Below are 12,995 nucleotides of genomic sequence, written 5' to 3'. Positions count from 1 at the left end.
TTATGAACTTTGAGAAAATCAACTTTAAAAACACGGCTGGTTATGAACTTAGTGGTCGCCTAGAGCTACCAGCAGACCAACATCCACATAACTATGCTGTTTTTGCGCATTGTTTTACATGCAGCAAAAACTTTAGTGCAACTAAGAATATTTCTCGAGCTTTAACTACGGCAGGTTTTGGAGTATTACGATTTGATTTTACTGGATTAGGTGATAGTGATGGTGATTTTGCAGACACTAATTTCTCTGGTAATGTAGGCGACTTGCTAGCTGCTATAAATTATTTAAAAGAACACTATCAGGCACCTACTCTATTGGTAGGACACAGTTTAGGTGGTGCTGCGGTCATCTACGCATCTGCACAAGCAGACTCTATTGAAGCCGTTGCTACAATTGGAGCACCTAGTGACACAAAACATGTACGACATTTATTTGGTGATCAATTAGAGGCCATTATAGAAAATGGAGAAGCAACAGTACAATTAAGCGGTAGACCTTTTAAGATCAAAGAACAATTGCTTAAAGATCTCAATGAACAAAAGGTAACACAAACACTGAAAGACCTGCGCAAGCCTATTTTGATTATGCATTCACCGCAGGACGATACTGTTGGCATTCAACATGCAGAAAAATTATACCACGCTGCTCTTCATCCCAAAAGCTTTGTTAGTTTAAATGGTGCAGACCATTTATTGATGGATAAAAAAGATTCTAAATATGTAGGTGAGGTCATTGCAGGATGGTCTTCAAGATATATTGATGTGGAAGAAGATATTGCTTTAGCATCAAAGCATAATGTGGTCGCTAGTCTAGATAATGATAGCTTGTTCACTACTCAAATGCGTGCTGGCAGACATTATTTTACAGCAGATGAACCTACCAGTATAGGTGGTAATGACTTTGGGCCTACACCATATGAACTACTTTCCAGTGGATTAGCAGCCTGCACGGTTATGACTATTCAAATGTACGCTAGACGCAAAAAATGGATAATAGATAATGTAGAATGTCATGTGGATTATGATAAACAACATGCCATAGATTGTGAGAATTGTGAAGAATCAAGCGCAAAAATAGACACCTTTACCAGAGAGATCAAAATTACAGGAGACCTGGATGAGAAACAACTACAACGAGTTCTTCAAATAGCAGATAAATGTCCGGTTCACAAAACTTTACATAGCGAGACACAGGTAGTGACTAAATTAGTACGTTAATGAGCTATACTTTTAAGACCTCCATAGGTAATAATGGTTACACAGGCGCTATTTTAATACCAGAAGATATTGCGACACAATTAGCTGTAAACAAAATCAAACGAGTGGTTGCCACTGTAAAAGCTCATGATAAAGAGATTACACTATATGCAGGTATTGCTAAAAAGCATGGTGTCATCTACATGATGTTTTCAAAAGCTAATCAAAAAACTTTAGGTGTAACGGCTGGAGACTCGTTAAGTATTGAAATGCATGAAGACACTAGTAAATATCAAGCTCCCATGACAGAAGAACTGGAAGCAGTTCTTTTAAGTGATTATGAAGCTTTTGAAATTTTTGAATCACTATTACCAGGTAAACAACGTAATATTATTTTTATGGTATATCGTGTAAATGATTCTCAAAAACGTGTTGACATAGCCTTAAACATAATGGAAAACTTAAAGATAGGTAACCATGAGCCTATAAAATTTGAGAAACTCTTATGATGTAAATCAGGTAGAGATGCTTATTTTTAAATCAAAATTATACAACCATGAAAAAAATAACACTAGCCATAATGGCACTAGGATTAATAACAGGATTGAACTCTTGTAAAGAATCTACTAAAGAACAAATTAACGATATCACTGATGACATGTCCTATGATGATGATGGCGGTGATGATGACGGTGGTCATGCACATGACGGTGATGACCATGGAGATACTTTAATGGTAGGTAAAGAATTGATCATCTCTATGGGATCAAAAAGCGGTAGCGATGTATCCGGTAAAATTATTTTAACTCAAGGCGAAAAAGAGGTAAATATGGTCGTTTCATTAACAGGTCTGACTGCTGGTGAACACGCTATTCACATACATGAAAATGGAGATTGTACTAGTGATGATGGAAAAAGCGCTGGTGGACACTGGAATCCTACAACAGAAGACCATGGTAAATGGGGCGATCACGATCACCACATGGGTGATATAGGAAATCTAGTAGCAAATGAAGAAGGTGGTGCTACATTAACATTTAATACTGATAAGTGGTGTATAGGCTGTGATGATGATACTCGTAACGTATTAGGTAAAGCATTCATTGTTCATGCTGCTGCAGACGATTTTGAATCACAACCTAGTGGAGCTGCTGGTGCAAGAGTGGCGTGTGGTGTGATAGAATAAACCGGTTCAAAATAATTAACAAAAAATCCGCGTGGAAACTCGCGGATTTTTTGCATCTTGAACTTTACAAATCTTCCCTATGAGTAATCAACCCGATTTACTAATACTAAAAATGCAAGAAGGAAGCGAAATGGCTTTTTCTCGCGTTTATGAACGATATAATGAGGCATTGCGTGGAATTATATTTGCGGTAGTTAAAGATGATGCCGTCGCTGAAGAAGTCTTGCAAGACGTTTTTATGAAAATATGGAACAATTCATCTTCATATGATGTTAAGCAAGGACGTTTTTTTACTTGGGCTTTGAATATATCGCGTAATGCTGCTATAGATCATCTAAGGTCTAAAGCACATAAGAATAATCTTAAAAACCTAAGTCGCGATTATTTCGTACATATTCCAGAGGATGCTACTGACGAAATGGAAGTGCAAACGGACAGTCTAGGTATAATGAAATGGGTAAATAAATTAAAACCTACTTGTATTAAAATTATAGACTTGATTTTCTTTAAAGGCTTTACTTTTAAAGATGGCGCTACAGAATTAAATATTCCAGAAGGCACTCTCAAAACTAGGCACAGAAAATGTGTAAATGAATTACGTAATGTAATGGGAGAATGATAGACACAAAAGAATTAATAGAAAGTGGTGATCTTGAACTATATGTGTGCGGTGCTTTACCGGCAAATAGAGCTCAAGAAATTGCACAAATTTCAAAACAGCATCCTGAGGTGCTAGAAGAAATTATAAGTATAGAAAATGCATATCAACGACTGGCTGCAGGACTTGCACCAGATCATAACGATGAGACCTATGCTAAGCTAGAGGCTATTATAGGTGCTAAAAACAAGGTACTAAAATCACCTAGCTCATGGAGTCCTTATATAGGATGGGCTGCAGCTGGTTTATTACTAATTGCTTCTGGTTATTTCTATAATGCAAATAATGAGGCAAATGAAGAAATAGTGCAAATTGAGCAACAAAAGGAATTTCTAGAAACTGAGAATATAGAAATGGAAAGTATCAATTCTCAATATGTTTCCACCTTACAAGTTTTATCAGATCCAAAAACGGTTAAAGTAAATCTAGCAGGTCAAGCTGGTTTTGAATCCAGTAATGCAGTAGCATTTTATAATAATGAAAAGAACGTTACTTATATAGACACTAAAGGTTTACCAGAGGTACCAGAAAATATGGTGTATCAATTATGGTCTTTAACTCTAGATCCATTAACACCTACTAGTCTAGGTACTCTACCTACAGAAAAAGACGCTTACAATGAGCTACTAAGAATAGATAACGATTATGACACGCAAGCATTTGGAATTACACTTGAAGAAGCTGGTGGTGCCATTGCACCTACTCTAGAAAGGCTCTACACACTAGGTGTTATTGATAAAGGATAATCCTATTATTAGATATATTTAGAATCCAGTTCTTATTAAAGAGCTGGATTTTTTTTGTCCTATTTTTATAATATAATTCAATAAACCAATGTAGTAACTTATATCAACCCTTTGATAATGAAAAGCTTTATCGTTCTTATAATTATCTATTTAAGCGTTCATCTTACTAGTCAACAGGACACTATCTCAAATAAATATAAAATTATTGCTGAAGCATACGGAGATTTGAATGCTGATGGAATCGAAGAAAAGGTTTCGGTACTAGAAACTATTGAAAAATCAGAATCAGGAAATATAAGACTAATCCAAATTTATAGATATATGGATGGAAAGTGGACCGTGTGGCATTCATCAGATAAAGCAATTTTAAAATATCAGAAAGATATTATGATGAGTGACCCATTTGACGGAATTAAAATAGATCATGACACATTATTGATATACTTTTCTGGTGGTAGTAGCTGGAAATGGTCGTACACTGACAGGTATAGATTTCAAAACAATCAATTTGAACTTATAGGGTATACTAGCAACTATTTTAAACTTTGTGAATATTGGTTAACCGTAGATTATAACCTATCTACTTGAAAACTAATTACTACTAAAGAATTTGAAAAATGTGAAAATCAAGAACAAATCAATTATAAAAAAGAAAACGAAATATTCTATAAATCCAACATTAACATTAATCTGCAAAATAGAAATACAAAAGAGGTTATGATAATAACACCTAAATATGGAAGACATATTTTCATATAAATCTTTATAAAACAGAAACCCGACCTGCAAATGCAAATCGGGAATCCCAACTAACCAACCAAAAAGACTTTCCCCAAAGCCGTCTAGAAATACTCATGCATCTTTCTAGAGTTTACAATTTGAAAGGAAAGTGATTCATCTTACTTACTTACTTACTTACTTACTTACTTACTTAACAAATATTATCTACTTGGTAACATCAATTCTTTATTAAATCTGTTGCACTTCTTTATAAGTGACTGGACCTAATTCATACCTAGTCTCTAGTAATTCATTCTTAATAGGTTGGGCAACTTCACCCAATTTATTTTCTTTCAAAATTTGAGCCAGATGTAGTTGAGCTACCGGTTCAAATGTTTTATTTTGAACAAAACGCTTATGATTTTCCAAAGCAATTACCGGCATTTTATTGACTAGATATGCATAACCTAATAGATCATAAGTCTCTGGTGTAGCCCGGTTTCCAACCTCTTCAATAGCTAGTTCTAGACCAGCTTTTTGTTGATTTTCATTACCTGCAAGTAAGTTTTCAATGCGATAAGTATTATACATTGCTCTGTAAGCAGGCTGATTTGTTTCTTTTAAAAATTCATCTCGTAATCTCTGTGCCTGACTCTCATTATTTTGATATTCTGCAAATTCTGCTAAAATGAGTTTATAGTCTGGTATATCATGTCTAGATTGTAACGTATTAATTATTTGTGATGCCAGTTTAATGTCATTATCATTGGAATATGCTATCCAGGATATTCCTTTTAAAGCATAATCATTTTGTGGATCTAACTGTAGCGTTTTTAAATAATATTTATAAGATAGTGTGAGATCTCCATGGTGTCCATAATAGTCTGCGATGTTAGAATAACTCCATAACATTAAATTTTCTGAACCACTTTCTTCTGCTAGTTCCATGGCCTTTTCCATCAGTCTTATGGTATCATCTAGATTGCCTTTATAATCATTCCATTTTGCAGCTCTTATCAAATAATTGTAATCATTTAAATTTTTAATAGAGCTCAATAGGCTTTCTGCCTTTGTATAATCTCCTAGTTCCATGGCTATATCAAATTTCACAAGTTGATCTTGCTTTTCATTAGCCTCTATGGTATTCATTAAACTATCAGCTTCTTTAAAACGGTGTTGTTTAATATACATTTGAGCTAGTGATCTACGGGCACTTTCTGGCTTTATAGCTGTTCTTTGTAGCACTTTTTCGCGCAAGCGTACTGCTTGTTCTAAATAATCTATATCTCCTGTAATATCATATAATTGATTATTTAATCCAGCTAATCGTGACATTTGAATAATACGTGTTGAGTCTTTTTCTATGTCTAGCTGTAATGGTTCTGTTTGCGACTTTAAGTCTTTTACTAGTGTGTTTCTATCTATATTAAGATAGGACTCTATGTCGTTAATGTCTGTAATTACTGTTTGGTTTTGTTCAGGTGCCGTGGCACAAGAAACTAGAAACAATAAAATTAAAAAGGTGATGAGATTTTTCATTATTTGGGGTTATGGTGGCTTAAAAAAATATAACTAGGCTTTAGAGAAGCCTAGTTATAAATTATAACTGATCTAGAACTGCGCGGCAGTTAAGTATGGGAAAGTTGTTGAAGAGGTTCCAGCTTCTTGCGCTACGTTATCTGAAACAAGATTAGGAGTACCGTTATTACCATCAAATCTTGCTCCTGTGTTACCACCAAAAAGTAAAATTAACGACACGTCTATCACGTCATCTTCTATGGCACGACCTGTTAACGGTACACCAGCTGCACTGAAATATGATGTAGGTGCATCTGGAGAAACTTGAAGTACATCTAAAGCTAGTGCCGTAGTTAAAGTAGGCAAGTCTAATCCTAGTATGTTGTTCTCATAGGTTGCTCCATATGCATTATAATATGCTTCTATACGGGATTGAAAAGTAGGTTGAAACATAGCAATTCCATTAGCAGGAATGGTAACGTTAAACATATTCTCATCAGCCTCTGTAGGTGTAAAAACGGTATTTATACCTGGACGACCCATTTGATCTTGTTGTATAAATGTTCCTGAAAAATCTGTAGTTGCTGGATTGCCTCCTACGATATCATCATCATCACCACATGAAACTGTAATTGCAGCAACAGCAGTAAGAGCTATTAAATATTTGAATATTTTCATTTTTGTAAATTTTAAATTGTTAGTTTTTATCTTCTTTTAGTTTCTACCCATACGTTGTAAGCAACTGGTAGGCCTGGTCCATTAGGTGCCAGTAATTGATCTACTATGTGAGTAGGAGCTGTTCCTAACATACTATTAGGCACTTCAATAACTATCGCGTTAACATTTAATGGTGCAAACGTGTTGTTACCAGTAGTACCAAAACCTGTAGCCGGTGCCATACTGATCACATTATTAAAGGCTTCAAAATCAAAGAAGAATGCATCTTGCCTTAATCCAGCAAAATAATTAACGCCACCTACAGTCGTCATAGAACCTATATCTACACTAGCAGCAAGCTCATTAGTATCTATTGTACTGTTAAGACCAGTTGTTGATGGTGCATATGGACCAAAGAAGTACATCTTATCACCTTGACGTAATGCTTGTATGACTAGGTCTTCTGTCACACCAGTTGTTCCTGCATCAACACCAGTATTATCAATATTGATTTCAATAAGAACGTTTTCATCAAATTGAGTTGATGCGCTTGCGGCAGGTAAGGTCACAACAAATGTTGTTGAATTAGAGTCTGCACCTTCAAAGGCGTAAAAATCTGCGATGTCTGCTGTCGTATTAGCCACAGCTGGCGCATCTAAGTGATCTGCTGCGATAAACGCTCCTACACATACTGCGAGTGCAAGGCTAGACCAAAGGGCAATTTTTTTCATGTTAATTGGGTTTTATTAATTGTTATATACCTTACCTACGCAAGAATGCTAGATGCAGTTTTACTTCTATTGTTAAAACTCTCTTAATGCCTTTGAGTTAACTTTGATATAATGAAAAAAGCGACTCACTTTTCAGTAAGTCGCTTTTTATCAGAGCGTTTAATTATTCTTTTATTTTTCCAACCAGTTTTTAAAATCCTTTACTCGTTCCCTACTGACTATTAATTCCATTTCTTTAAAAGAGTTGATTTTTATTTTAAGACGTGAGTTTGTATAAGAAATCATATCATCTATGGCGTTTACATTTATTATGGCCTGTCTCGATATGCGAAAAAATTGTGAAGGATCGAGTTCTTTCTCAATTGATTCTAGTTTATCATCAATAAGATAATTGCGACCGTTCTCTAGGTTAAGATAACTTCCTTTATTTTCAGAATAAAAAAGCTGTACCTCATCTGTATTAAATAACTTGAGATGCTCACCTACCTTGGCCGTATATCTTTTTTTATAAACACGATCTACTGGATTACCTAACATCTTTGCAATTTCATTAAAATCAATGAGCTGTTTTTTCTCGCTTTCGCGGAAGCGTAATTCAAAACGCTCTACTGCTGCTTTTAACTCATCCTCGTCAATGGGTTTTAACAGGTAATCTATACTATTAAGTTTAAAGGCCTGCAGTGCATATTCATCATATGCTGTGGTAAATATAATAGCACTGTTGATGTCTACCTGGTCAAAAATCTCAAATGATAATCCATCACTTAATTGTATGTCTAGGAAAATCAGGTCTGGCGCTGAATGATTAAGTAAGTACTCTACAGACTCGTGCACAGAATGTAGCATGATCTCTGGCTTTACACCTATATCATCTAGCATGCGACTTAATCTTCTTGCAGATGGTTTTTCATCTTCTATGATTATAGCTTTCATATTAATTTTCTTTATCTAGGTATTTTTTAATTTGGCGTTCTTCCCACTTTTTACTTGTGAAAGGATTCCATTTAATGACGATCATCCACTGGATAAAAATGCCCATTCCCCATGGTAAAACAAAGAAGTTAATAAAATAGTTTACACTAAAATCAATGTAGAGAACCACCGCTAGAAAAATTAGATTCATCACCACAAATATGATTAAGTGGTTATAGAGACCTTTTATATTTCTAACTTTTGTCTTGGCTTTTTCTAGCTCTTTACTCATTGTTATTGATTTTCTTGTTCTTCTATAAACTGTTTAAGTTTACGTTTTTCCCAATCTTCAGTAGTAAATGGATTCCATTTAAAAACGACTAATGCATGAATAAATAGTCCAATTCCCCAACCTAGTAATGTAAAGGTTATAAAAAACCTTAAATCACCATTAAAATAAAGCACTGCCGCTAGAATTAATAAATGGATGATGATAAATACTATTAAGTGATCATAAAAGCCTTTTATATCTTTAACACGTTTCTGGGCTTTTTCACGTGCTTCTTGCTCGTTAAATTTAGATTCCATAGTTAGTTGTTTAAACGTTCTTTTTCCATTAATTCTTGAATCTTGCGTTGTTCCCAATTCTTACCCGTAAATGGATTTGCACTGAATGTACCTAGTGCGTGACCTAGTAGACCTATTCCCCATCCACCTAAAGGGAATAAAAACCATGCAAATTGCCACTCATTTTGATAATAGTTAAGTGATGCAATACCTATATTAACAATGATATAAATAAATAGGTGGTTATAAAATGATCTAATCTCTTCAACTCGAGCCTTTGCTCTTGTGTAACGTTCTTGATATGTTTCTTCTTTTTTCATCTTAAAAGTTTTTATCGTTCATTAATTCTTCAATCTTACGGTCTTCCCAGCCTTTACCTAAAAACACATCATTTTCATAAGTGCGCAGGTATTGAAATACTAACCCTATACTCATACCTATCGCAGGGAATATCACCCATGGAAAGTCTGATGTAAAGTAATTAATAGCGGCTAGGAAAAGTAAAATACCAACTGTCTTAACAACATCATCATAAAACTCTTTAATGCTGGCTACTCGTTCTTTTGCTTTGATTAATTTTATGTCCTCTACTGGTGTCATGTCTTCTATTTTTGAGGTTAATACATCTTGTGATTTAATTAGAATAGGAATTTGTACTCTGAAAAACTGATCATCTTGTGCGATACTCATTTTACGCTTAGTAAGTAATTGATATCTTGATGCAATATTTTGAAGTCCTACACCACTGCTGGTATTAGGCACTTGTTTTTTTTGCAAATTGTTTTCGATGATTAACTGATTGTTCTCTTCATAGATACGCAGTTTTAAAGGCTTGCTATCGCTTACAACATTGTGTTTTACGGCGTTCTCAAGTAATAATTGCAAGGATAACGGCACTACTTTCATGTCTGGATCAGAGCTTTTTTCTGGGATATCTATTTCTATGCTATCTTCAAATCGCGTTTTAAGAAGTCCTACATAAGCTCTTGCAAAACTCAATTCATCATCTACCGTTACCAGTTCTTTATTGCGCTGTTCTAGTACATAGCGATACACTTTAGAAAGTGATGTGGTAAACTTAGTAGCGGCTTTAGGATTTTCTTCAATTAAAGAAACCAATACATTTAAACTATTGAATAAAAAGTGTGGATCCAGCTGGTTCTTTAAAGCATCAAATTGTGCGGTTGCAGACCTTGCAATAACTTTTTGTTCATTTACTTTTTGAGTTTGAGACAATCTATAGAAGTAAATAGCATGATAGATAAGTGTCATCACTAGGGTGATAAATAACCCAAACAAATACCAATCTATAGACTGTTTACTCACAAAGCTATCCCAGCTACCACCGTAGATGACCACATAAGTAAAAAAATTAAGTATGGTTAATAAAACCATAGTAATGATTACTGATCCTACTGCACCTAGTATAATACGTTTTAAAGTATGTTCTTTCCAAGAATACTTTTTGGTCATTAAATCAAACCACCATTGATTTCCCACTGTTAACACGATAGAAAACATAAAGTTGATACCAAAACCTTCTATTTCTTTTACAATGGTTAAAAAGCCACCTCTCATGTATGCATTAATTAAATTAATGACAATAGAGATAACTATACCTGCGATTATAAATTTTATAAATTTCTTAAATGACATACTTTCTGTTTGTAATTCTAAAAATACTTTATTCGTTTAGAACAGCACAAATATGAAACAGTCTTCTCTTTATATAAAGTCATAATAACCCAATTGTAGAAAAACACAACTCAATTGTAAAAAATCACCCTTCGGCTATTATATTTAGCTTTTATAATACATTTCTTGCATGCCCATTTTTAATCTTTTCCGTAAAAAAACACCAGCACCATCTACAGATCACTGGGATGAAATCTTACTAGAACATGTCAGCTTTTTTAAAAAGTTAGAACCTAGAGAACGATTGTTTTTTAAACTGCGCATGCAAGCGTTTCTTGATGAGATTGAGATTGAAACTATAGAAACAGAACCTACAGAAACTGATGCTTTATTAATAGCCGCTAGCGCAATAATACCTGTATTTCAATTTCCTGACTGGCATTATAGCAACTTAAAAACCGTTATTATACTGCCCGAACATTTTAATGAGAATCTAGAATTTGAAGGCCATGGAAATGGTAGACGCATATTTGGAATGGTAGGAACCGGTAAGTGGAATCATAAAATGATATTGTCTAAAGAAGCACTCTACCATGGTTTTAAAAACGATACCGATAAATTAAATACCGCCATACACGAGTTTGTACACCTTATTGATAAAATGGATGGTACTATTGATGGTATACCTGATGCTTTATTAGAACAATCATACGTGATTCCATGGATCAATCTAATGCATGAAGAAATGGAGCGCATTAATAGAGACAAATCAGACTTACGTCATTATGGTGGTAGCAGCCAGATAGAATTTTTTGCTGTTGCAGCAGAGTATTTTTTCTCGAGACCCAAATTAATGAAACGCAAACATCCAGACATTTATCAAATGCTCTCAAAGTGTTTTACACCAGACCAAGAATAATTAATAAATACCTAACATTATTAAATTACGGCAGTAGTAACTTGCCACAAAAATTAAATCATGCGTTACATCATTGCTTTATTTCTATTTTTAGTTACCTATACTGTACAAGCAGACGATTGGGGAAAAACCGGTCACCGCACTACTGGTGCTATAGCAGACCAATATCTAAATAAAAAAGCTCGTAAAGCAATTGCCCAGTTGCTAGATGGAGAATCACTCGCTCTAGTATCAACCTATGCAGACGACATAAAAAGTGACACCTTATATAGAGCTTATGGTCCACAACATTATGTGAACATTCCTTTTGATAAGACTTATGACACGCATCCACAAAGTGAGAAAGGCGACATCATACAGGCCATTGATCACTGTATAGCCACCTTAAAGTCTGATATGGCTTCAAAAGAAGAAAAAGCTTTTCAACTGCGTCTATTAGTTCATTTCATAGGTGACCTACATCAACCATTGCATACTGGTATTAGTGAAGATAAAGGTGGAAATGATTTTCAAGTGCGCTGGTATCGTGATGGTTCTAATTTACATCGCGTTTGGGATTCTCAAATGATAGAAAGTTATGGAATGTCATATAGTGAACTAGCTATTAACATGCCACAACTTACTAGAAAAGAACTTAAAGCCATGGCTAGTGGTACACATAGAGACTGGTTAGAAGATAGTCGGATTGTAGTAAGAGATATCTATGCAAACACGACCGTAGGAGAAAAATTAGGTTATCGCTATATGTACGACTATTTTGCTGTACTTAAAGGACAGTTACAAAAAGGTGGAGTGCGACTAGCGGCACTACTCAATGAGGTGCTAGGTTAGGTTTATTGATTACGCTTTCGCGAAAGCGTAATTATTAAAATCTTATATATTTACTAAATGAATCTTACCTACGACAAAACCAGAGTTAACAACTTTACGGACGCGGTATTTGCCATTGCAATGACCTTGTTGGTACTGGATCTAACAGTACCTAATTATCGAGCAATACAGACCAACACCTTTGCTTTTAATATTTCCCAACTGATTCCTAATTTTATAGGATATACAGTTAGTTTTATTGTGATAGCCGTTTATTGGGTGAGTCACATGAATATTTCTAAGCATATTAAACATTATACCACATCGGTACTGTGGATCAATATCATGCTATTGTTTATGGTAGTATTAATGCCGTTTACAACAGCTTTCTATTGCAAAACATTTTATATAAACGAACCATTTATGGTGTATTCTGGAAATATAATAGCACTCAGCTTGTTCAAATATTTAATGGTATATAGGATTCAGAAAGATGGCTTATTAAATAATCCTAAAGAAAAGATCACCCTACAATGGATTAAGTCTAGAGATCTAGCAGCGAGTTTCATATGGTTACTAGCGATAATCGTTTCTTTAAAGTTTGTAATCCTCTCTAGATTTACACCTATCCTATTGTTGCCTTTACTTAAGTTTATTGATATCGTTTATAAACGTAAAAGTACCCGACGTGGTAGACGCATCTCTCGCAAACAGAAGAAATAAATTGTACGGTTTAAAAC

General features: G+C 34.6%; 17 protein-coding genes. 9 read left to right on the top strand and 8 right to left on the bottom strand.

Translation table 11 applies throughout. The features are described from left to right. Nucleotides 1-2: 2 nt before the first annotated feature. The 6 genes from BST92_RS11170 (at nt 3) to BST92_RS11145 (ending at nt 4,374) form a co-directional block, all read left to right on the top strand. Complete coding sequence (locus BST92_RS11170; protein WP_105071525.1) at nt 3-1,217, top strand: bifunctional alpha/beta hydrolase/OsmC family protein; 1,215 nt, start codon at nt 3-5, stop codon at nt 1,215-1,217. Beyond that, the gene (locus tag BST92_RS11165) at nt 1,217-1,705 is read left to right on the top strand and encodes a YdeI/OmpD-associated family protein (protein ID WP_105071524.1); all 489 of its coding nucleotides are present in this window, start codon (nt 1,217-1,219) and stop codon (nt 1,703-1,705) included. The genes BST92_RS11170 and BST92_RS11165 overlap by 1 nt, the downstream gene beginning before the upstream one ends. 47 nt (nt 1,706-1,752) lie before the next feature. Next, complete coding sequence (locus BST92_RS11160) at nt 1,753-2,382, top strand: superoxide dismutase family protein (RefSeq protein ID WP_211292484.1); 630 nt, start codon at nt 1,753-1,755, stop codon at nt 2,380-2,382. A gap of 79 nt (nt 2,383-2,461) precedes the next feature. Next, nucleotides 2,462-3,001, top strand: a complete 540-nt coding sequence (locus tag BST92_RS11155) for an RNA polymerase sigma factor (protein ID WP_105071523.1) — start codon at nt 2,462-2,464, stop codon at nt 2,999-3,001. Continuing rightward, nucleotides 2,998-3,786: an anti-sigma factor gene (locus BST92_RS11150; RefSeq protein ID WP_105071522.1), complete on the top strand. Its 789-nt coding sequence runs from the start codon at nt 2,998-3,000 to the stop codon at nt 3,784-3,786. The genes BST92_RS11155 and BST92_RS11150 overlap by 4 nt, the downstream gene beginning before the upstream one ends. 117 nt (nt 3,787-3,903) lie before the next feature. Further along, complete coding sequence (locus BST92_RS11145; RefSeq protein WP_105071521.1) at nt 3,904-4,374, top strand: hypothetical protein; 471 nt, start codon at nt 3,904-3,906, stop codon at nt 4,372-4,374. A gap of 381 nt (nt 4,375-4,755) precedes the next feature. Here BST92_RS11145 and BST92_RS11140 read toward each other — a convergent pair whose 3' ends face one another. The 8 genes from BST92_RS11140 to BST92_RS11105 all read right to left on the bottom strand — a co-directional run bounded on the left by BST92_RS11140 (nt 4,756) and on the right by BST92_RS11105 (nt 10,547). Then, nucleotides 4,756-6,045: a tetratricopeptide repeat protein gene (locus tag BST92_RS11140; protein ID WP_105071520.1), complete on the bottom strand. Its 1,290-nt coding sequence runs from the start codon at nt 6,043-6,045 to the stop codon at nt 4,756-4,758. Between the two features lie 72 nt (nt 6,046-6,117). Then, nucleotides 6,118-6,702, bottom strand: a complete 585-nt coding sequence (locus tag BST92_RS11135; protein WP_105071519.1) for a DUF4331 family protein — start codon at nt 6,700-6,702, stop codon at nt 6,118-6,120. A 26-nt stretch (nt 6,703-6,728) separates the two neighbouring features. Beyond that, nucleotides 6,729-7,412, bottom strand: coding sequence for a DUF4331 family protein (locus BST92_RS11130; RefSeq protein ID WP_105071518.1), 684 nt, complete (start codon nt 7,410-7,412; stop codon nt 6,729-6,731). 171 nt (nt 7,413-7,583) lie between these two features. Continuing rightward, complete coding sequence (locus BST92_RS11125) at nt 7,584-8,345, bottom strand: LytR/AlgR family response regulator transcription factor (RefSeq protein ID WP_105071517.1); 762 nt, start codon at nt 8,343-8,345, stop codon at nt 7,584-7,586. Nucleotide 8,346: 1 nt separating this feature from the next. Next, nucleotides 8,347-8,616 (bottom strand): 2TM domain-containing protein, encoded by a 270-nt coding sequence (locus BST92_RS11120; protein ID WP_105071516.1) that lies wholly within the window; start codon nt 8,614-8,616, stop codon nt 8,347-8,349. A gap of 2 nt (nt 8,617-8,618) precedes the next feature. Beyond that, complete coding sequence (locus BST92_RS11115) at nt 8,619-8,912, bottom strand: 2TM domain-containing protein (protein ID WP_105071515.1); 294 nt, start codon at nt 8,910-8,912, stop codon at nt 8,619-8,621. A gap of 2 nt (nt 8,913-8,914) precedes the next feature. After that, a complete protein-coding gene (locus BST92_RS11110) occupies nt 8,915-9,211 on the bottom strand; it encodes a 2TM domain-containing protein (RefSeq protein ID WP_105071514.1) in 297 nt (98 codons plus the stop codon). A 1-nt stretch (nt 9,212) separates the two neighbouring features. After that, nucleotides 9,213-10,547 (bottom strand): histidine kinase, encoded by a 1,335-nt coding sequence (locus BST92_RS11105; protein ID WP_211292483.1) that lies wholly within the window; start codon nt 10,545-10,547, stop codon nt 9,213-9,215. Nucleotides 10,548-10,716: 169 nt separating this feature from the next. Between BST92_RS11105 and BST92_RS11100 the strand changes: the two genes are divergently transcribed. From BST92_RS11100 to BST92_RS11090, 3 genes are read left to right on the top strand one after another with little or no spacing between them, the layout of a single operon-like run. Beyond that, complete coding sequence (locus BST92_RS11100) at nt 10,717-11,445, top strand: M90 family metallopeptidase (protein ID WP_105071513.1); 729 nt, start codon at nt 10,717-10,719, stop codon at nt 11,443-11,445. Nucleotides 11,446-11,505: 60 nt separating this feature from the next. Next, the gene (locus BST92_RS11095; protein WP_105071512.1) at nt 11,506-12,276 is read left to right on the top strand and encodes a S1/P1 nuclease; all 771 of its coding nucleotides are present in this window, start codon (nt 11,506-11,508) and stop codon (nt 12,274-12,276) included. A 57-nt stretch (nt 12,277-12,333) separates the two neighbouring features. Beyond that, nucleotides 12,334-12,978 carry a TMEM175 family protein gene (locus tag BST92_RS11090; RefSeq protein WP_105071511.1) on the top strand — a complete coding sequence of 215 codons (645 nt, stop codon included), beginning with the start codon at nt 12,334-12,336 and terminating at the stop codon, nt 12,976-12,978. Nucleotides 12,979-12,995: the final 17 nt, after the last annotated feature.

Source organism: Nonlabens arenilitoris, assembly GCF_002954765.1.
Classification (GTDB): Bacteria; Bacteroidota; Bacteroidia; order Flavobacteriales; family Flavobacteriaceae; genus Nonlabens; species Nonlabens arenilitoris.
Note: the sequence above shows the minus strand (reverse complement) of the source record. Positions and strands in the feature narration are given on the sequence as shown.